This window comes from Citrobacter sp. Cb041, from assembly GCF_030336655.1.
Taxonomy (GTDB): Bacteria; Pseudomonadota; Gammaproteobacteria; order Enterobacterales; family Enterobacteriaceae; genus Citrobacter; species Citrobacter braakii.
The window spans coordinates 242,278-262,686 of the sequence record NZ_JAOWDD010000036.1; the positions used below are offsets into that span (position 1 = coordinate 242,278).

Genomic DNA, 20,409 nt, shown 5'->3' on the forward strand with positions numbered 1-20,409 from the left:
GCTCCCTCCTGTGGTCTACTTACCCGCGCCCGTAGACATTTCACTTCTGCTGTTGTCGCATTTTTCCTCTGTCAGGTCTGATTGATCGCTGCTCAGGGTTTTTTATCCCGATTTCCAGGGTTTGTTTGCATGAGATACATTAAGTCGATGACGCAGCAGAAACTCAGTTTCTTGCTGGCAATCTATATCGGTTTGTTTATGAACTGTGCTGTATTTTTCCGTCGCTTTAGCGGATATGCGCACGATTTTACCGTCTGGAAAGGACTCTCCGCGGTTGTTGAATTGGCCGGCACTGTGCTGGTGACCTTCTTTTTACTACGCCTTCTCTCTTTGTTTGGCCGCCGCGCCTGGCGTGTCCTGGCAACCTGTTTGGTGCTGTGTTCTGCCGGCGCCAGTTATTATATGACCTTCCTGAACGTGGTAATTGGTTACGGTATTATCGCCTCCGTAATGACCACTGATATTGATTTATCGAAAGAAGTCGTCGGCTGGCATTTCATCGTGTGGCTGGTTTCGGTCAGTATTATTCCCTTGGTGCTGATTTGGAGTAACCGCTGCCGCTACACGTTGATGAGACAAATTCGTACGCCGGGCATGAGGTGGCGTAGCGTAGCGGTAGTTTTACTGGCCGGCCTGATGGTATGGGCGCCGATTCGCCTGCTGAGCATGCAACAGAGAAGCGTAGAGCGAGAAACAGGTATCGATTTACCCAGCTATGGCGGGGTTGTGGCGAACTCTTACTTGCCGTCAAACTGGCTCTCTGCGCTGGGTTTGTACGCCTGGGCACAGGTGGATGAATCCTCAGACAACAAATCGCTGATGAACCCGGCGAAGAAATTTACCTATGTTGAGCCCAAGAACCTCGACGACACCTATGTGGTCTTTATTATCGGCGAAACCACCCGCTGGGACCATATGGGGATTTTTGGCTATGAGCGAAATACCACGCCAAGGCTCGCCCAGGAGAAAAACCTGGCCGCGTTCCGTGGATATTCCTGTGACACGGCGACCAAACTTTCGCTGCGCTGTATGTTTGTGCGTGAAGGTGGGGCGGAAGAAAACCCGCAGCGTACCCTGAAAGAACAAAACGTCTTTTCCGTGCTCGGTCAGTTAGGGTTCAAGACAGACCTCTACGCGATGCAAAGCGAGATGTGGTTCTACAGCAATACCATGGCGGAGAACATCGCTTACCGAGAGCAGATTGGCGCAGAGCCGCGTAACCGTGGCAAGAACGTTGACGATATGCTGTTGATTACCGAAATGCAGCAGTCTCTGCAACCGACGGATGATGATGGCAAACGTCTGATTATTCTGCATACCAAAGGTTCGCATTTTAACTACACGCAGCGCTACACCCGCGAATATGCGCAGTGGAAGCCGGAGTGTGTCAATGTGGATAGCGGTTGCTCGAAAGCCGAGATGATTAACTCTTTTGATAACTCGGTAACCTATGTTGATCACTTTATTACCAAAGTGTTTGATCAACTGCGGGATAAGAAAGCGATAGTGTTCTACGCCGCCGATCACGGTGAGTCGATTAACGAGCGTGAGCATCTGCACGGTACGCCGCGTAAAATGGCTCCGCCAGAGCAGTTCCGCGTTCCAATGCTGGTGTGGATGTCAGACAAATATCTGGAAGACCCAGACCATGCGAAGGCGTTTGCACACCTGAAGCAAGAAGCGGATATGAAGGTGCCGCGTCGTCATGTGGAACTGTACGACACTATTTTGGGTTGCCTCGGTTATACCTCGCCAAATGGCGGTATTAACGAGAATAACAACTGGTGCCGTATCCCGGACGCGAAGAAGGTTACGGCTCAGTAATTGGGCTGCTGACTTTCTCGCCGATCAAATGGCATTTTGATACTAAGGGATTGACGGGGGCGCGGCTGAGCAGTAAGATGCGCCCCGCATTCGGTGATTGGCGCAGCCTGGTAGCGCACTTCGTTCGGGACGAAGGGGTCGGAGGTTCGAATCCTCTATCACCGACCAAATTCAAAACCCTGCTCAACGAGCAGGGTTTTTTGCATTTGAAACCCACGAGGATGAGAACCTCCGGGGGAAGAGGTTCGACTCGAGCGCAGCGAGAGAACGTTGCGTTAGCAACGGCCCGTAGGGCGAGCCACGTCAGTGGCGAGTAATCCTCTATCACCGACCAAAATTGACCTTCCTTTTATCTGCAAAAATTGTGCACCACTTCCCACTGACTGTTAACGATTCTGTGACATATTCCATTGCCTTTTTTTATATTTGCTTGAAACTTTTTTTGCGCTACTTATGGCTGAACCTGGCATTTTCCGCTGTGCGCTTTAGCGTTCATGGCATTAATCGCTCAGATATGCAGCATTAATTTAGAAAGTTTTAATAATTTGCATAAATGTTAATCACCAAATGTTGCGAAATATTAAGATGTTTATTCTGGCATAGTGCGCGTAGCACAAATTTCCCTGCTGAAAATGTCCTTCTGCACTTTTTTTAATCTTTGTTTGCGAATTCTCACCGTTGGTGTAAATCACGGTTACCTGTATTGACGTTTTCACATTCTGTTGACAGATTGTAGGGCATGAGGGGCATTTCATGGAGAATCCGCACTGCAACTCAGTCGCTTATGTGAACGGAATCCCTATCCTCTTAACGCCGACCCGGCCGGGTAAAAAACAAAAAAGGCCAGGCGGTGCAAACCCACTGCAAAGGGTAAAACAACAAACATCACATTTGGAGCAGAAGAATGAGTATTTCCTTGAAGAAGTCAGGGATGCTGAAGCTTGGTCTGAGCCTGGTGGCTATGACCTGCGCCGCAAGCGTACAGGCTAAAACTCTGGTTTATTGTTCAGAAGGATCTCCTGAAGGCTTTAACCCACAGCTTTTCACCTCTGGCACGACCTATGATGCCAGCTCCGTACCGATCTATAACCGCCTGGTCGAGTTCAAAACCGGTACAACTGAAGTGATCCCGGGCCTTGCTGAGAAGTGGGAAATCAGCGAAGACGGTAAAACCTATACCTTCCACCTGCGCCAGGGCGTGAAGTGGCAGGACAACAAAGATTTCAAACCGACGCGCGATTTAAACGCCGATGACGTGGTGTTCTCTTTCGATCGTCAGAAAAATGCCCAGAACCCGTACCACAAAGTCTCTGGCGGTAGCTATGAATACTTCGAAGGGATGGGCCTGCCAGATCTGATCTCCGAAGTGAAAAAAGTGGACGATAAAACCGTTCAGTTCGTGCTGACTCGCCCGGAAGCGCCTTTCCTGGCTGATCTGGCGATGGACTTCGCTTCTATTCTTTCCAAAGAATATGCAGACAACATGCTGAAAGCCGGTTCCCCGGAGAAAGTGGATCTGAACCCAATTGGGACCGGTCCGTTCCAGCTGCAGCAGTACCAGAAAGACTCCCGTATTCTGTATAAAGCATTCGAAGGTTACTGGGGCACCAAGCCACAGATTGACCGTCTGGTCTTCTCCATTACGCCTGACGCTTCCGTGCGTTACGCCAAACTGCAGAAGAACGAGTGCCAGGTGATGCCGTACCCGAACCCGGCAGATATCGCGCGCATGAAGCAGGATAAAAACATTAACCTGATGGAGCAGGCCGGTCTGAACGTTGGCTACCTTTCTTTCAATACCGAGAAGAAACCGTTTGATGACGTGAAAGTCCGTCAGGCGCTGACCTACGCGGTGAACAAAGAAGCCATCATTAAAGCGGTATATCAGGGCGCTGGCGTTGCCGCGAAAAACCTGATCCCACCGACCATGTGGGGCTATAACGACGACGTTAAAGACTACACCTACGATCCTGAAAAGGCTAAAGCGCTGCTGAAGGAAGCGGGTCAGGATAAAGGCTTCACCGTTGAGCTGTGGGCCATGCCGGTACAGCGTCCTTACAACCCGAACGCCCGCCGTATGGCGGAAATGGTTCAGGCTGACTGGGCGAAAATTGGCGTTCAGGCCAAGATTGTGACCTACGAGTGGGGTGAATATCTGAAACGCGCCAAAGCGGGTGAGCATCAGGCGGTGATGATGGGTTGGACCGGTGACAATGGGGATCCGGACAACTTCTTCGCCACCCTGTTCAGCTGTGCGGCAGCGAAAGACGGTTCCAACTACTCTCGCTGGTGCTACAAGCCGTTTGAAGATCTGATCCAGCCGGCGCGTGCGACCGACGATCACAACAAACGTATTGAACTGTACAAGCAAGCTCAGGTTGTTATGCACGATCAGGCCCCGGCTCTGATTGTTGCTCACTCCACCGTGTATGAACCAGTGCGTAAAGAAGTGAAAGGCTATGTGGTTGATCCATTAGGCAAACATCACTTCGAAAACGTCTCTGTCGAATAATTAAAAGCAAGCCAGGCAGTGCTACGGACCGTTAAGTCGGGTCACCGTAGCGCCACCTGACAGTAATGCTTTATCTCCCTCTCGCTGGAGGGGGAGATAAGATTTGTGAGCAATACAGATTCACGGTTCCAGGCCGTGCGTCATTAGAGAGAATCCGGGTTATGTTGCAGTTCATTCTCCGACGTTTGGGACTCGTCATCCCCACGTTTATCGGTATCACTCTTCTCACCTTTGCTTTCGTTCATATGATCCCCGGCGATCCGGTAATGATCATGGCGGGTGAGCGTGGAATTTCCCCTGAGCGTCATGCTCAACTGTTGGCTGAACTCGGTCTGGATAAACCGATGTGGCAGCAGTACCTCCATTATATCTGGGGGGTTATGCATGGTGATTTAGGTATCTCGCTGAAAAGCCGATTACCGGTGTGGGAAGAGTTCGTTCCTCGCTTTAAAGCAACGCTGGAACTTGGCGTCTGCGCGATGATTTTCGCCGTTGCGGTGGGTATTCCGGTGGGAGTACTTGCTGCCGTTAAGCGCGGCTCCATTTTCGATCACACTGCCGTTGGCCTGGCGCTGACCGGTTACTCCATGCCGATTTTCTGGTGGGGCATGATGCTGATCATGCTGGTTTCCGTGCAGTGGAACCTGACGCCGGTTTCCGGTCGGGTGAGCGACATGGTGTTCCTTGATGATTCCAATCCCCTGACCGGTTTTATGCTGATTGACACCGCCATTTGGGGTGAAGAGGGCAACTTTATCGATGCGCTGGCGCATATGATCCTGCCGGCAATGGTGCTTGGCACCATTCCTCTGGCGGTAATTGTGCGTATGACTCGTTCATCAATGCTGGAAGTACTGGGTGAAGATTACATTCGTACCGCACGCGCCAAAGGCCTGACCCGTATGCGCGTCATCATCATTCACGCTCTGCGTAACGCGATGCTGCCCGTTGTGACCGTTATCGGCCTGCAGGTCGGTACGTTATTGGCTGGGGCGATCCTGACCGAGACTATTTTCTCGTGGCCGGGACTGGGACGCTGGTTGATCGATGCGCTACAACGCCGTGATTATCCAGTGGTACAGGGCGGGGTACTGCTGGTCGCGACGATGATTATCCTCGTCAACCTGCTGGTAGACCTGCTGTACGGCGTGGTGAACCCGCGTATTCGGCATAGGAAGTAAGGGGCCATCATGTCACAGGTTACTGAAAATAAAGTTATTGCTGCACCGGTGCCCATGACCCCGCTGCAGGAGTTCTGGCACTATTTTAAACGCAACAAAGGTGCGGTTGTTGGGCTGGTGTACGTTGTCGTGATGATCCTGATTGCGGTCTTTGCCAACGTCCTCGCGCCGTACAACCCGGCAGAGCAGTTCCGCGATACGCTGCTGGCTCCTCCTGCGTGGCAGGAAGGCGGTACCATGGCGCATCTGTTTGGTACTGATGATGTGGGCCGCGATGTGTTGTCCCGCCTGATGTACGGTGCGCGTTTGTCTCTGTTGGTCGGCTGTCTGGTGGTGGTGCTCTCCCTGCTGATGGGCGTGATTCTCGGGCTGATTGCCGGTTACTTTGGCGGGATTGTCGATAACGTCATCATGCGTGTGGTCGATATCATGCTGGCACTGCCGAGCCTGTTACTGGCGCTGGTGCTGGTGGCGGTATTTGGGCCCTCGATTGGCAACGCCGCGCTGGCGCTGACGTTCGTGGCATTGCCGCACTATGTGCGTTTGACGCGCGCCGCCGTCCTGGTGGAGGTTAACCGCGACTACGTTACCGCATCCCGCGTGGCCGGAGCCGGTGCGATGCGCCAGATGTTCGTCAATATTCTTCCTAACTGCCTTGCGCCGCTGATTGTTCAGGCGTCGCTTGGTTTCTCTAACGCCATTCTCGATATGGCTGCCCTCGGCTTCCTGGGGATGGGCGCACAGCCGCCTACGCCGGAATGGGGCACCATGCTCTCTGACGTGTTGCAATTTGCCCAAAGCGCCTGGTGGGTCGTGACCTTCCCGGGGCTGGCAATCCTGCTGACGGTGCTGGCATTTAACCTGATGGGTGACGGTCTGCGTGACGCGCTCGATCCCAAACTGAAGCAGTAAGAGGTTCGAGATGGCGTTATTAAATGTAGATAAATTATCGGTGCACTTCGGCGATGTGGGGTCCGAATTCCGTGCCGTAGACCGCATTAGTTACAGCGTGAACCAGGGTGAAGTGGTTGGCATTGTAGGGGAATCCGGTTCTGGTAAGTCCGTCAGCTCGCTGGCGATCATGGGACTGATTGACTACCCAGGTCGCGTTATGGCCGAAAATCTGGAGTTTAATGGTCGTGACCTGAAGCGCATCTCTGAGAAAGAGCGTCGCCAGTTAGTGGGCGCGGAAGTGGCGATGATCTTCCAGGACCCGATGACCAGCCTTAACCCGTGCTACACCGTCGGCTACCAGATTATGGAAGCCATTAAGGTGCACCAGGGCGGCAACAAAAAAACGCGTATTCAGCGGGCGATTGACCTGCTGACGCTGGTGGGGATCCCCGATCCGGCCTCGCGTCTGGATGTCTATCCGCACCAGTTGTCTGGTGGGATGAGCCAGCGCGTGATGATCGCGATGGCGATTGCCTGTCGTCCAAAGCTGTTGATTGCCGACGAACCGACAACGGCGCTGGATGTGACCATTCAGGCGCAGATCATCGAGCTACTGCTGGAATTGCAGCAAAAAGAGAACATGGCGCTGGTCTTAATCACGCACGACCTGGCGCTGGTGGCTGAAGCGGCGCACAAGATCATTGTGATGTACGCCGGGCAGGTAGTGGAAGCCGGGGCCGCACAGGATATTTTCCGCGCGCCGCGTCATCCGTATACCCAGGCGTTGCTGCGCGCGTTGCCGGAGTTCGCACAGGATAAAGCGCGTCTGGCTTCGTTGCCGGGCGTGGTGCCAGGTAAATATGACCGCCCGACCGGTTGTTTACTGAACCCGCGCTGCCCCTATGCGACCGACAAATGCCGCGCTGAAGAACCTGAACTGAACCTGCTGGAAGGCGGGCGTCAGTCGAAATGCCACTACCCACTTGATGATGCCGGGAGGCCTGGGCTATGAGTACGCAAAAGGCCGCTTTGCCACAGCCACTGTTGCAGGCAATTGACCTGAAAAAACACTACCCGGTGAAGAAGGGGATGTTCGCCCCGGAACGCCTGGTGAAAGCGCTGGACGGCGTCTCCTTTACCCTGGAACGCGGCAAAACGCTGGCGGTGGTAGGCGAGTCGGGCTGTGGGAAATCCACCCTTGGTCGCCTGCTGACGATGATTGAAGTCCCGACCGGCGGCGAGCTGTATTACCAGGGGCAGGATCTGCTTAAGCACGACCCGCAGGCGCAGAAGCTGCGCCGGCAGAAAATCCAGATTGTGTTCCAGAACCCGTACGGTTCCCTGAACCCGCGCAAGAAAGTAGGGCAGATTCTGGAAGAGCCGCTGCTGATCAACTCCACGCTAAGCAAAGAGGAGCGTCGTGAAAAAGCGCTGGCGATGATGGCGAAAGTGGGGCTGAAAACCGAGCACTACGACCGCTATCCGCACATGTTCTCCGGCGGTCAGCGTCAGCGTATTGCCATCGCTCGCGGGCTGATGCTTGATCCAGACGTGGTGATTGCCGACGAACCTGTCTCGGCGCTGGACGTTTCTGTTCGTGCGCAGGTGCTGAACCTGATGATGGATTTGCAGCAGGAACTGGGGCTGTCATACGTCTTTATCTCGCACGACCTGTCGGTGGTAGAGCACATTGCCGATGAGGTGATGGTGATGTATTTAGGCCGTTGCGTGGAAAAAGGAACGAAGGATCAGATCTTCAATAATCCGCGTCATCCGTATACGCAGGCGCTGCTATCCGCGACGCCACGCCTGAACCCGGACGATCGCCGCGAGCGTATCAAGCTGACCGGTGAGCTGCCAAGCCCGCTGAATCCACCGCCGGGCTGTGCGTTCAATGCCCGCTGCCGTCGGCGTTTTGGTCCGTGTACCCAGCTTCAGCCGCAGCTGAAGGATTACGGTGGACAACTCGTGGCCTGTTTCGCTGTTGACCAGGATGAAAATCCACAGCAATAAACGTGGGTTATGACCTGATAACCGGAGCCTTGTGCTCCGGTTTTTTTATATTTTGTTTTTACGTCCACAATGTGAGTCCTCTGGCAGAACATTATTCCACAGCGTCTAAAATGTAGTCAGATTTCCTCTCGTCACAGAAATATCTATTTCGCAGTTGCTAACTGTCAGGAGCAAATGTGGTCACGATACGCTGGGATATTAAAACAATTGATCGTCTGTCGATGGTTGAGGATGTCCTGAAGGAATTTTCCTGCTGCGATATCAATATCATCTCCATGAAAGTCACGCCTGGACGGATCCTGATTAAATCCTGGTGCCGCCAGTTACAGGATATTTCCTGCGTGCAATCCTGTTTAGGCCGGCGCGCCGATATTATTAACGTCGCTTACCTGTGTGAAGAGATAAGCGAACTGTCAACGCCTGAGCCGGAACGCCCGCGCTATTTCTCTGACATTATTTGTAGCAGCCAGAGCATGCACTCGCTTATCGAAAAGGCGATAAAAATTGCCGACAGCAAATATACCGTTTTGATCCGCGGCGATACGGGTACTGGCAAAGAACTGCTGGCCCGGGCTATCCATAATTCCGGGCAGCGACGTTTTTATCCGTTTATTCCGGTCAACTGCTCTGCGCTACCTGAGTCGTTGATGGAGAGTGAATTCTTTGGCTATGAGAAAGGAGCTTTTAGCGGTGCAGATTGTAAAGGCAAAAAAGGGCTGTTTGAAATGGCCGATAAAGGCACCCTTTTTCTCGATGAATTTGGTGAAATGTCGCTGAGCTTACAGGCTAAATTACTGCGCGTACTTCAGGATGGCGGGATCCGTCGCGTTGGCGGGGCGCAAATTATTCCGGTCAATGTGCGCATTATTGTGGCAACCAACGCCAATCTGGAAGAGATGGTGGAACAACGTCTGCTGCGTGCCGATCTCTATTACCGCATCAATGTACTTTCACTGACCATTCCGCCCCTGCGGGAGCGCCCGCAGGATATCAGCCTATTGATTCGCCACTTTGTGCAGAAATATGCGAAGGAATTCCAGCGACGGATCATTCTGGATAAAGCCTGCTTTGATGCCCTGCATCATCACACCTGGCCGGGAAACGTTCGTGAACTGGAAAATACCATCATTCGCCTGATGCTGATGGCGGAATCTGATGTCATTACGCGGGAAGAATTAGGGATGGTGAATTTGCCTGCTGTTGAGCTGACGCCGACAGAGCGTCCTTTTAAAGAACAGGTTTTGTGTGCTGAACGCCAGCTTATTGAACAGATGGTGGAAGAGAATGTGTCGTCGCGGCATATCGCTAAAGCGCTGGGGGTGTCACATACCACGGTACTGAATAAAATTCGCAGCTATCAACTGGAGAGCGTGAGTTAAGCGCCGTCAGTGACTGACGGCGCTGTAAACGGATTAGTCAATCAGCTTCAATAATGGCGACAGGCACAGCAGGATCCCGTACAACAGGATTAGCCAGGTTTTCAGCCCGCGTAGTTTTTCCAGCTGCGTTACTTTATAGATCAGGAAAAACGGAATAATACACGACACAATCCCGTAAAGTGGGCTACCCAACTGGAAGAACACCAGTACCGATACACGAAATGACACCCAGATCACCAGGGTGATAACAATAAAGGTGCAAATACCCAGCGTAAGCACCAGGGGATTAATTTTCTCCACATCAATAATACGGCTCAGAACATTAAGGATAATACCCTTAATCGCCTCGTGGAACCCCAGATAAATACCAAAGAATGCGGTTAATACGGCGAAGATATTTAGCACCGTTGAGGTGATATGAATAATTTGCCCAGGAATGACTTGCGCTGCCAGCGCCAGTGCGGAAATATTTTGTTCGAAGGCTGAAACGGCCTCTTCATGACTAATAGAAAAGGTAAAAGAGAATGAGAAAAACAGAATGACCGCAATCAGCGTAATGTAACTGATGCGATGCGTGCGTATTGCCATGCGGGTGGCCAGAACCCGGTCCGCTACCCGCTTGCGGTAGGCGATGTTCATTGGGTTCAACACCTGAATAAACACCGCCGAGAAGAAGCAGAACGGGATGGTCAGCAGCACGTCGCGAAAGAAGACCGATGCTTCAGGGAATGCGCTGATATTAGAGAAGTTCCAGTGCGGAACCATCGCAAAACCAAACACGATGATGATCCCCACTTTAACTACCACCATCGGGCCGGAGATTTTAAACAGCAGCTTTTCTCCCCCGGAAGCAATGGCCACCAGCACGGCAAAAATGGCCACTTTATAGATTATCGATTGTGAAAGATCGGCATCGGTTAAGCCGAAGGTTTTGATATATGAGGCACTGTCAAAAACCACGGATAAGGAATAGATAAATATGCCGTGAATAATCATCAAAAAATAGATGACGCCAAGAAATACACCCCAGTTTTTTCCCAGGTAATGACTGATAATATCGGTATAGTCATTACAAGTTTCACTTTCTGATAATGTTTTTAAATAAATATCCTGCACAATATAGGTTGCTGGATAGGCAATAATAAAGGCGACGATAAATACCCAAATGCCTGTTAAGCCTATTTGTACTGGCATCAGTACCGTTCCGGCACCAATTGCCATACCGATACACAGTAATACCCAGCCAAAGTCGTATTTCGTAAACGGTATTTTCTTTGAGAATGGTACGGTGGTTGCTGTATTGTTGCTTAGTTGTAATGTGTCGTCCTGCATAGAACCCCCTGCCCAAAATACGCGCTCTCCCCGAAACAGGATTGCGCGTATTACCAGACTGTTGTGCCTTGATTCTCAACAACCTGAACCGATCGGCGTCGGTTCAGGTCATAATGGTCAGAATGTTGCCTTTCTGATGGCGTGTTCAAGGTCGTTAATAATATCTTCTGGATCTTCAAGACCCACAGAAAGACGGATAAGCCCGTCGGTAATACCTGCTTTAAGCCGTTCCTCTGGCGCAACGGGCGAATGTGTCATAGACGCTGGGTGCTGAATGAGGGTTTCGGTATCACCGAGACTGACCGCGAGGAGGCACAATTCTACAGAATTGATCATCCGTCTGCCAGCCTCGAGGCCGCCGGCTATTTCGAAGCTGATAATTCCTCCTGGCAGGCTCATCTGTCGCTGGCCCAGCTCATACTGCGGGTGTGAAGACAAGCCAGGATAATAAACGCGGGTAATGGATGGATGCCCCTCGAGGAAGCGGGCGATTTTCAATGCGTTTTCACAGTGGCGTTCCATACGAATCCCCAGTGTTTTAACGCCGCGTAGCGTCAACCACGCGTTGAAAGGACTCATGCAGCCGCCGGTGATATCTTTCAGACCAACAAACCGCGCCTGGTCAATAAACTCCTGCTTACCAACAATGATGCCGCCAATCACGTCTCCGTGACCGTTGATATATTTAGTGACGCTGTGCACCACAATATCCGCGCCTAACTGTAAAGGTTGCTGGCAGTACGGTGACATAAAGGTGTTATCCACCACCAGCAATGCGCCTTGTTGATGGGCGATACCGGCTACCGTTTCAATGTCGACCAGCGACAGCGTCGGGTTAGCGGGCGTTTCGATATACACTACTTTGGTTTCCGGGCGCATGGCGGCGCGGATTTCTTCAGGCTTTGCCGCATCGACGAAGCTGACGTTAATCCCAAACTTCGGCATGCTGTGCGACAAAAACGCGTGGGTGCAGCCGTAAATCGCGCTGGCGGAAACGATATGGTCGCCCTGCTGGCACAACGTCAGCAGCGTGGTGGTGATGGCAGAAATACCGGATGCGGTTGCCAGCCCGGCTTCACCTCTTTCCAGTACCGCCAGCTTTTTCTCCAGCGCATCGGTGGTGGGGTTACCCAAACGGGTGTAAATGTACCCGGACTCCTCGAGCGCAAAGCGGGCGGCACCTTGTTCGGCGCTGTCAAAAACAAACGTTGAAGTCTGGAAAATAGGCGTACTGAGCGCGCCAGTAGAAGGGTCGGGTTGTTGCCCCGCGTGAACGATCTGGGTGTTGAATCCGTAAGTACGACAGTCAGACATGATATCTCCTTTGATTCGGAACAGAACAGCTCACAGTCAAATAGCAATCGCTGTGCCAGAAAATGAATGTATATATATCAATGAGATATGTCTTTTTCTGTATTGATGAGCGGCAGGAATGTTGCCAACTGGCAAGAATCTTTCCAGCGTAATGGTGAGAAAACAGGTGAAATGCGAGGCGCTACGCAGAGCCGCGTATTGCGCAGTGATATGGCAAGTGGGCTACCGTAGAATCAGCGGCAAGCCGGTAATTCCCGGTGAGGCGCAATGTTGCGGGGGCTTGATCCCCGGCGGCATCGGTTGCTGGAAAGAGAAAACCCCCGCACGTTGTTCGGTATAAACCTGGCAACAAAACGGGGGCTAACTTGACTCCAGACAAGTTAAGAATAGCCGCGAACAGTTGCCATTGCAACACAGGCGGCTATATGACGCTCGCACAGTTAGGCGTGGCCTTCTGGCACGATTTAGCGGCTCCGATCATCGCTGGCATTATTGCCAGCCTGATTGTGAGCTGGCTGCGTAACAGGAAGTAATGCACCTTGCGGGCGTCTGTCTGCCGTGATGGCAACATGCGCCCGAACCAGGCCGCAGGGGGAAACCTTGCGGCCTTTTTCGGCTTAAATGCGGATAAATCTCGTCGCCAGGTGCCTATCCTGTCGGGATAATGCATGCTGGGAAGTTTTCAGATACCGCCTCTCTTAATACCGCTACGATCGGGTATACTCTGACGGCAGTTTCGTCTATCCGTGGAGAGTCAGTTTGCGTGTCAGTCGCTCGTTAACAATTAAGCAGATGGCAATGGTTGCGGCCGTTGTCATGGTGTTTGTGTTTATTTTTTGCACCGTTTTGTTGTTCCATCTGGTCCAGCAGAATCGCTACAACACGGCTACGCAACTGGAAAGTATCGCTCGCTCCGTCCGTGAGCCTCTGTCGGGCACGATCCTGAAAGGGGATATTCCCGAAGCAGAAGCTATTTTAAGAAGTATTCGACCTGCAGGCGTGGTCAGTCGCGCCGATGTGGTGCTTCCCAATCAGTTTCAGGCGCTGCGGATGAGCTTTATTCCTGAACGCCCGGTTCCGGTTACGGTGACTCGCCTGTTTGAACTTCCGGTACAAATTTCGCTGCCGGTCTATTCTCTTGAGCGTTCAGCGAATCCGCAACCGCTGGCGTATCTGGTGCTGCAGGCGGATTCGTACCGTATGTACAAGTTCGTGATGAGTACGCTCTCCACGTTAGTGACTATTTACTTACTTCTCTCGTTAATACTCACGGTAGCCATCTCATGGTGTATTAACAGATTGATTTTGCATCCATTACGTAAAATAGCGCGTGAGCTGAACGACATTCCCCAGCAGGATCTGATTGGCTATCAGCTGGCATTGCCGCGTCTGCATCAGGACGACGAGATTGGCCTGCTGGTGCGTAGCTATAACCTCAATCAGCAACTGATTCAGCGCCGCAGTGAAGAGCAAAGCGACCATTCAATGCGATTCCCGGTTTCTGAGCTGCCCAACAAGTCGTTTCTGATGGCGCTGCTGGAGCAGGCTGTGAATCGCCAGCAGACAACGGCGTTGATGATTGTCACCTGCGAAACCCTGCGTGATACCGCGGGTGTGTTATCCGAGACCCAGCGGGAAATCCTGCTGCTTACGCTGGTTGAAAAGCTGAAGTCAGTATTGGCCCCCAGAATGGTGCTTACTCAGGTGAGCGGCTATGACTTTGCCATCATCGCACATGGTGTGAAAGAACCCTGGCACGCTATTACGCTAGGTCAGCAAGTACTCACTATCGTTAACGAGCGATTACCGATTCAGGGCATTCAACTCCGTCCAACCTGTAACATTGGGGTGGCGATGTTTAATGGCGATTTGACCGCAGAACAGCTTTACCACCGCGCACTCTCAGCCGTGTTAACGTCGCGTCACAAGGGTAAAAACCGGATTCAGTTCTTTGACCCGTTGCAGATGGAAGAGGCGCAACAGCGTTTGACGGAAGAGAACGATATTCTTACCGCGCTGGATAACCATCAGTTTGCGCTCTGGATGCAGCCGCAGGTGGAGATGTCCAGCGGTAAGGTATTGAGCGCAGAAGCATTATTGCGAATGCAGCAGCCAGACGGAAGCTGGGAGTTGCCAGAAGGGTTAATCGACAGGATTGAGTCCTGTGGCCTGATGGTGACGGTCGGTTACTGGGTGCTGGAGGAGACATGCCGCCAGCTGTCAGCCTGGCAGGAACGCGGCCTGATGCTGCCGCTCTCGGTGAACCTGTCTGCGCTACAGCTGATGCATCCGAGTATGGTGTCGGATCTGCTGGAGTTGCTAAACCGCTATCGCATCAAGCCTGGGACGTTGATTCTGGAAGTGACCGAAAGCCGGCACATTGATGATCCTAATGCCGCTGTGGCTATTTTACGCCCGCTGCGCAACGCGGGCGTGCGTATCGCGCTGGACGATTTTGGTATGGGCTATGCGGGCCTGCGGCAGCTGCAGCACATGAAGTCGCTCCCGGTGGATGTACTCAAAATTGATAAGATGTTTGTTGATGGCGTCCCTGAAGATTGCAGCATGATCTCCGCCATCATTCAGTTGGCGCATAGCCTCAATTTGCAGATGATCGCTGAGGGCGTCGAAACCGAAGCGCAACGCGAATGGTTATCACAAGCGGGGGTAGAAGTGGCACAAGGGTTCCTGTTTGCCCGGCCGGTTCCGGCGAATATCTTCGAAGAACGTTATCTGACGCCGAAAAACGCTGATTACAAAAGTTAAAAAAGGTCTCGCTTGTGCGAGCCAGCTCAAAATTTTTAACATTTCTGTATCAATTATGATCCAGGCGCATTTCTGTCATGTTGTGTGGGTGTTACTTTAAGGCCGCAGGTTAAACAAAACCTTACAAGGCCTGTGGTTTTTACTTTAAGGACACCCTATGAAAACCTCTATATTCAAAAGCCTTTACTTTCAGGTCCTGACAGCAATTGCCATAGGTATTCTCCTTGGCCATTACTACCCTGAATTAGGCGCCCAAATGAAGCCACTTGGTGATGCTTTCGTGAAGCTCATCAAAATGGTCATCGCACCTGTCATCTTCTGTACTGTCGTGACCGGCATTGCAGGCATGGAAAGTATGAAAGCCGTAGGCCGCACCGGTGCGGTTGCACTGCTTTATTTTGAAATTGTCAGTACGATTGCGCTGATCATCGGCCTTATCATCGTCAACGTGGTGCAACCCGGTGCCGGTATGAACGTCGATCCGGCGACGCTGGATGCCAAAGCGGTTGCGATTTACGCCGAACAGGCAAAAGACCAGGGGATCGTAGGCTTCCTGATGGATATTATCCCGGGTAGCGTCATTGGCGCGTTCGCCAGTGGCAACATCCTGCAGGTATTGCTGTTTGCGGTTATGTTTGGTTTTGCGCTGCATCGTTTAGGTAGCAAAGGCCAGATGATTTTCAACGTGATTGAAAGCTTTTCGCAGGTTATTTTTGGCATCATCAACATGATCATGCGCCTGGCGCCGATCGGTGCTTTCGGTGCCATGGCCTTTACCATCGGTAAATATGGCGTCGGGACGCTGGTGCAGTTGGGTCAGTTGATCATCTGTTTCTACATCACCTGTATTCTGTTTGTGGTTGTGGTGTTGGGCTCGATTGCGCGCGCAACCGGCTTCAGCATTTTCAAATTCATCCGCTATATCCGTGAAGAACTGCTGATCGTTCTGGGCACCTCTTCTTCCGAGTCCGCGCTGCCGCGTATGCTCGATAAGATGGAAAAACTGGGCTGTCGCAAGTCGGTTGTCGGGTTGGTTATACCCACGGGCTACTCGTTTAACCTTGATGGGACATCAATCTATCTGACGATGGCGGCGGTGTTTATCGCTCAGGCCACCAACAGCCATATGGATATCTTCCATCAGATAACCCTGCTGGTGGTGCTCCTGCTCTCTTCAAAAGGTGCTGCGGGTGTGACCGGGAGTGGCTTCATTGTTCTGGCCGCGACTATCTCCGCTGTGGGCCATTTACCGGTTGCTGGTCTGGCGCTGATTCTCGGTATTGACCGCTTTATGTCTGAAGCCCGTGCGCTGACTAACCTGGTCGGTAACGGTGTGGCAACTGTTGTAGTAGCGAAATGGGTGAAAGAACTGGACCATAAAAAGCTGGATGATGTGCTGAATAATCGTGCGCCGGATGGCAAAACGCACGAAATATCCTCTTAATCTCTCCACTTATGCCCGTAGTCCCTTCCAGGACTGCGGGCGTTTGCGCATAATTAACCCCTGTGCCTGAAACCGCCGATTCGGCGGCGTCGGGATTTTTTCACTTCCTCCGTGACATTTTTATGTTCTTGCGGTCTAACACGAAGTGTTTTTAACGTCATATTCAGAGAGTCCTCTCGCGGACTGTCTTTTTATTTCCAGGATAGTTGATCAGGGGTTCACATGCAGGGCACAAAAATTCGACTTTTAGCGGGCGGCTTGCTGATGATGGCCACTGCCGGCTATGTGCAGGCAGATGCGCTCCAGCCTGACCCGGCGTGGCAACAGGGCACGCTGGCAAATGGTTTACAGTGGCAAGTCTTAGCCACTCCCCAGCGCCCCAGCGACCGTATTGAGGTTCGCCTGCTGGTCAATACCGGTTCACTCACCGAAAGTACACAACAGAGTGGTTTCAGCCATGCGATCCCGCGTATCGCGCTGACGCAAAGCGGTGGCCTCGATGCTACGCAAGCCCGTTCTCTGTGGCAGCAGGGGTTCGATCCCAGTCGTCCCATGCCGCCCGTTATCGTTTCCTATGATTCCACGCTGTATAACCTCAGTCTGCCTAACAGCCGCAACGATCTGCTGAAAGAGTCACTTTCTTATCTGGCGAATATTTCCGGTAATCTGAGCATCACCCCTGAATCGGTCAATCATGCGCTGAGTAGCGAAGATATGGTTGCAACCTGGCCGTCAGATACCAAAGAGGGATGGTGGCGCTATCGTCTGAAGGGATCGACGCTGCTGGGTCACGATCCTGCCGATCCGCTGAAAACGCCTGTTGATGCGACGAAAATCCAGTCCTTCTACCAGAAATGGTATACCCCGGATGCGATGACGCTGATTATCGTCGGTAACGTAGATGCGCGCAGCGTGGCCGATCAAATCAATAAAACCTTTGGCGAATTAAAAGGTAAACGTGAAACGCCTGCGCCGGTACCCACGCTCTCTCCGCTGCGTGCAGAGGCCGTAAGCATAATGACCGATGCGGTACGTCAGGATCGCCTGTCTATTATGTGGGATACGCCGTGGCAGCCGATCCGTGAATCTGCCGCGCTGTTACGTTACTGGCGCGCTGATTTAGCCCGTGAAGCGTTGTTCTGGCACATTCAGCAGGAGCTCACCAAAAACAATGCCAAAGACATTGGCCTTGGCTTTGACTGTCGGGTGCTGTTCCTGCGCGCGCAATGTGCCATTAACGTTGAATCACCGAACGGTAAGCTGAACGCGAACCTCAGCACGGTTGCGCGTGAGCTGGCCAAAGTGCGCGATAAGGGGCTGCCGGAAGAAGAGTTTAATGCGCTGGTGGCGCAAAAGAATCTGGAACTGCAGAAGCTGTTTGCCACCTATGGTCGCACCGATACCGATATTTTGATCAGCCAGCGTTTGCGCTCGCTGCAAAACCAGGTCGTGGATATTGCGCCTGAACAGTATCAGCGTTTACGTCAGAGCTTCCTGAACAACCTGAGTGTTGAGATGCTGAATCAGGACCTGCGTCAGCAACTGTCGCAAGATATGGCGTTAATTCTGTTGCAGCCGAAGGGTGAGCCTGAATTCAATATGAAGGATCTGCAGGCGACGTGGGATAGCATTATGGCGCCGGTTACCGCCGCGGCAACGTCGGTAGAAACGGATGAATCACATTCTGAAGTGACGGACATCCCGCCGGTGCAATAAGGGAATCGTGACCTGCAGGCCGGACGCGACGTTAACGTCTAATCCGGCCTGCCAGAACGCCAGATTACTGCGGCATGGCGTCGCGAGGAATAATCGCCCCGCGATGCTGAATAACGGTGCTTGCCGTCAGGTGGCCGCGTTTTGCGGCATCAGCGGCATCGCCACCGGTCAGACGTACCGCCAGATACCCGGCGCTGAAGGAGTCTCCCGCAGCGGTTGTATCGATAACCTTCTCTTTCGATAGTTTTACGGCCGGGACGTCGATGAGTTCTTCGCCTGCGATGGAAACCAGGCAAGAGTCTGCACCGCGTTTCACAACCACTTCCTGTACGCCAGCCGCGTGAGTACGGGCAATCACCTCGGCAACCGGTTTTTCACCCCACAGCGCGTCTTCATCATCCAGCGTCAGAAACGCGATATCGGTGCATTCCAGCATTTGCTGATACACCTGCTGGGTCTCTTCTTTACTGCTCCACAGACGTGGGCGGTAGTTATTGTCAAAAATGACCTTTCCACCGTTGGCGCGGCATTCTTGCAGCAGCGACAGCAGCTTGTCACGACTTGCCGGGCTTAAAATAGCCAGGCTGATTCCGCTCAGATACAGATAGTCAAATGTCGCCAGTTCTTCGCAAATAGCGGCGGACTGTTCGCTCTCAAGCCAGAATTTTGCGGCGGCTTCATTACGCCAGTAATAGAAGGTGCGCTCGCCGGTGCTATCGGTTTCAATGTAATAGAGGCCCGGCAGACGGTTTTCCATGCGTTGGGTTAATGAGGTATCCACATTTTCGCTCTGCCAGGATTCCAGCATTTGTTGGCTAAAACTGTCGGTACCCAGCGCAGTCACATAGTGTACGGAAAGTGCCGCAGCATCGACCTGACGGGCGATATAAACGGATGTATTCAACGTGTCGCCACCGAATCCGCGCTGAACGTCAGCGCCTTTCTGTGACAGCTCAATCATGCATTCGCCAATCACGGCAATCTTTCTGGACATAGTCGTAACCTGCTCTGAAAAAAATTAGCGTTAGTGTGCGCTGTGGGTGTTAAGTGGTCAACTATATTAAAACATCGTTCCATTATTTTTTTGAGCCAGCACGTATTCTGCGTCGTTTTTTGCCGCTTAGTTTCTATTTTGCGTAGGGCTGAACGTAAAGTTCTTCGCCTGAGCGCCGATAACCTTTGACGAGTCCGGTCAGTCACACTCTTATTTACAGGACATCTCAGATGATAAAGCAGGTTACCCAGCAGCTAATTACGCTCGATGCGAGTATTGAAAACTTGCAGGAGAGACGCTATTGGCTGCAGTGCGAGCGTGCTTACACCTACCAGCCGATTTATCAGACCAACGGGCGGCTGATGGCCGTTGAGCTGCTGACCGTCGTGAGCCATCCTGAAAACCCCTCCCAACGTATCGCGCCAGACCGCTATTTCGCCGAAGTGGCCGTACGACATCGTGTAGATGTGGTGAAAGAGCAGCTTGTACAGCTTGAACAAAAAGGGGCGTTTTTCAAAGCCAACGATCTGCTGGCATCCGTGAATGTCGACGGGCCAACGCTGATTGCAATGCGCCAGGATCCCGAAATCCTGAAAATCATCGAATGTTTGCCGTGGCTGCGCTTTGAACTGGTGGAACATATCCGCTTGCCGAAGGGGTCGTCGTTCGCCTCAATGTGCGAGTTTGGCCCGCTCTGGCTGGATGATTTTGGTACCGGAATGGCAAACTTCTCGGCTCTGAGCGAAGTGAGTTACGACTATATCAAAGTGGCGCGGGATCTGTTTGTCATGCTGCGCCAGACGCCGGAGGGCCGCAATCTCTTTACGCTGCTGTTACAGCTGATGAACCGCTATTGCCGCGGTGTGATTGTCGAAGGCGTTGAAACGCTGGAAGAGTGGCGTGATGTACAAAACTCACCGGCTTTCGCTGCGCAAGGCTATTTTCTCTCTCGTCCAGTGCCTCTGGATACCCTTGAAGACGTAATTCTGTCGCTTTGATAAGGATGTAGAGCGCCTCCTTTTCCTCTGCTGGACTATCTT

The 20,409-nt window shown here is 52.3% G+C and carries 16 protein-coding genes, 1 tRNA gene and 1 other RNA gene; 15 read left to right on the forward strand and 3 right to left on the reverse strand.

Annotation, left to right across the window (positions count from 1 at the left end):
• Positions 1-129 precede the first annotated feature (129 nt).
• From eptB to OGV52_RS09915, 10 genes are all read left to right on the forward strand, one after another.
• Positions 130-1,824 carry a kdo(2)-lipid A phosphoethanolamine 7''-transferase gene (eptB, locus tag OGV52_RS09870; RefSeq protein ID WP_016157716.1) on the forward strand — a complete coding sequence of 565 codons (1,695 nt, stop codon included), beginning with the start codon at positions 130-132 and terminating at the stop codon, positions 1,822-1,824.
• A gap of 91 nt (positions 1,825-1,915) precedes the next feature.
• Positions 1,916-1,992 (forward strand) — tRNA-Pro (locus OGV52_RS09875).
• A 33-nt stretch (positions 1,993-2,025) separates the two neighbouring features.
• A non-coding RNA gene (locus OGV52_RS09880) (RtT sRNA) lies at positions 2,026-2,158 on the forward strand.
• Positions 2,159-2,577: 419 nt separating this feature from the next.
• The gene (locus tag OGV52_RS09885) at positions 2,578-2,814 is read left to right on the forward strand and encodes a hypothetical protein (RefSeq protein WP_137398959.1); all 237 of its coding nucleotides are present in this window, start codon (positions 2,578-2,580) and stop codon (positions 2,812-2,814) included.
• Positions 2,729-4,336 carry a dipeptide ABC transporter periplasmic-binding protein DppA gene (gene dppA / locus OGV52_RS09890; protein ID WP_016154904.1) on the forward strand — a complete coding sequence of 536 codons (1,608 nt, stop codon included), beginning with the start codon at positions 2,729-2,731 and terminating at the stop codon, positions 4,334-4,336. Before OGV52_RS09885 ends, dppA begins: the two co-directional genes overlap by 86 nt.
• A 161-nt stretch (positions 4,337-4,497) precedes the next feature.
• Positions 4,498-5,517 carry a dipeptide ABC transporter permease DppB gene (dppB, locus tag OGV52_RS09895; protein ID WP_016154903.1) on the forward strand — a complete coding sequence of 340 codons (1,020 nt, stop codon included), beginning with the start codon at positions 4,498-4,500 and terminating at the stop codon, positions 5,515-5,517.
• A gap of 9 nt (positions 5,518-5,526) precedes the next feature.
• Entirely contained in the window at positions 5,527-6,429 is a 903-nt protein-coding gene (dppC, locus tag OGV52_RS09900; protein ID WP_016154902.1) for a dipeptide ABC transporter permease DppC, read from the forward strand.
• A 10-nt stretch (positions 6,430-6,439) separates the two neighbouring features.
• Positions 6,440-7,423, forward strand: coding sequence for a dipeptide ABC transporter ATP-binding protein (gene dppD / locus OGV52_RS09905; RefSeq protein ID WP_016154901.1), 984 nt, complete (start codon positions 6,440-6,442; stop codon positions 7,421-7,423).
• Entirely contained in the window at positions 7,420-8,424 is a 1,005-nt protein-coding gene (dppF, locus tag OGV52_RS09910) for a dipeptide ABC transporter ATP-binding subunit DppF (RefSeq protein WP_003827418.1), read from the forward strand. The genes dppD and dppF overlap by 4 nt, the downstream gene beginning before the upstream one ends.
• A 176-nt stretch (positions 8,425-8,600) precedes the next feature.
• The gene (locus OGV52_RS09915; RefSeq protein ID WP_016154900.1) at positions 8,601-9,803 is read left to right on the forward strand and encodes a sigma-54 interaction domain-containing protein; all 1,203 of its coding nucleotides are present in this window, start codon (positions 8,601-8,603) and stop codon (positions 9,801-9,803) included.
• A 33-nt stretch (positions 9,804-9,836) separates the two neighbouring features.
• Here the strand turns inward: OGV52_RS09915 and OGV52_RS09920 are convergent, their stop codons facing one another.
• Both OGV52_RS09920 and megL read right to left on the reverse strand, forming a co-directional pair.
• Positions 9,837-11,135 (reverse strand): SLC5/6 family protein, encoded by a 1,299-nt coding sequence (locus OGV52_RS09920; RefSeq protein ID WP_053388696.1) that lies wholly within the window; start codon positions 11,133-11,135, stop codon positions 9,837-9,839.
• 117 nt (positions 11,136-11,252) lie between these two features.
• Positions 11,253-12,449, reverse strand: coding sequence for a methionine gamma-lyase (gene megL / locus OGV52_RS09925; protein WP_003023295.1), 1,197 nt, complete (start codon positions 12,447-12,449; stop codon positions 11,253-11,255).
• Between the two features lie 425 nt (positions 12,450-12,874).
• Between megL and OGV52_RS09930 the strand changes: the two genes are divergently transcribed.
• From OGV52_RS09930 to OGV52_RS09945, 4 genes are all read left to right on the forward strand, one after another.
• Positions 12,875-12,982 carry a type I toxin-antitoxin system toxin Ldr family protein gene (locus tag OGV52_RS09930; RefSeq protein ID WP_016154898.1) on the forward strand — a complete coding sequence of 36 codons (108 nt, stop codon included), beginning with the start codon at positions 12,875-12,877 and terminating at the stop codon, positions 12,980-12,982.
• 226 nt (positions 12,983-13,208) lie between these two features.
• Positions 13,209-15,215, forward strand: a complete 2,007-nt coding sequence (gene hmsP / locus OGV52_RS09935; protein ID WP_287108440.1) for a biofilm formation regulator HmsP — start codon at positions 13,209-13,211, stop codon at positions 15,213-15,215.
• A gap of 157 nt (positions 15,216-15,372) precedes the next feature.
• The gene (gene dctA / locus OGV52_RS09940) at positions 15,373-16,659 is read left to right on the forward strand and encodes a C4-dicarboxylate transporter DctC (protein ID WP_003023301.1); all 1,287 of its coding nucleotides are present in this window, start codon (positions 15,373-15,375) and stop codon (positions 16,657-16,659) included.
• Positions 16,660-16,881: 222 nt separating this feature from the next.
• Positions 16,882-18,375, forward strand: a complete 1,494-nt coding sequence (locus OGV52_RS09945; protein WP_047358202.1) for a M16 family metallopeptidase — start codon at positions 16,882-16,884, stop codon at positions 18,373-18,375.
• A 64-nt stretch (positions 18,376-18,439) separates the two neighbouring features.
• On the opposite strand, the gene kdgK is transcribed toward OGV52_RS09945, so the two are convergent.
• Entirely contained in the window at positions 18,440-19,369 is a 930-nt protein-coding gene (gene kdgK / locus OGV52_RS09950; protein WP_047358201.1) for a 2-dehydro-3-deoxygluconokinase, read from the reverse strand.
• A gap of 230 nt (positions 19,370-19,599) precedes the next feature.
• Between kdgK and pdeH the strand changes: the two genes are divergently transcribed.
• Complete coding sequence (gene pdeH / locus OGV52_RS09955; RefSeq protein WP_047415877.1) at positions 19,600-20,367, forward strand: cyclic-guanylate-specific phosphodiesterase; 768 nt, start codon at positions 19,600-19,602, stop codon at positions 20,365-20,367.
• Positions 20,368-20,409 lie beyond the last annotated feature (42 nt).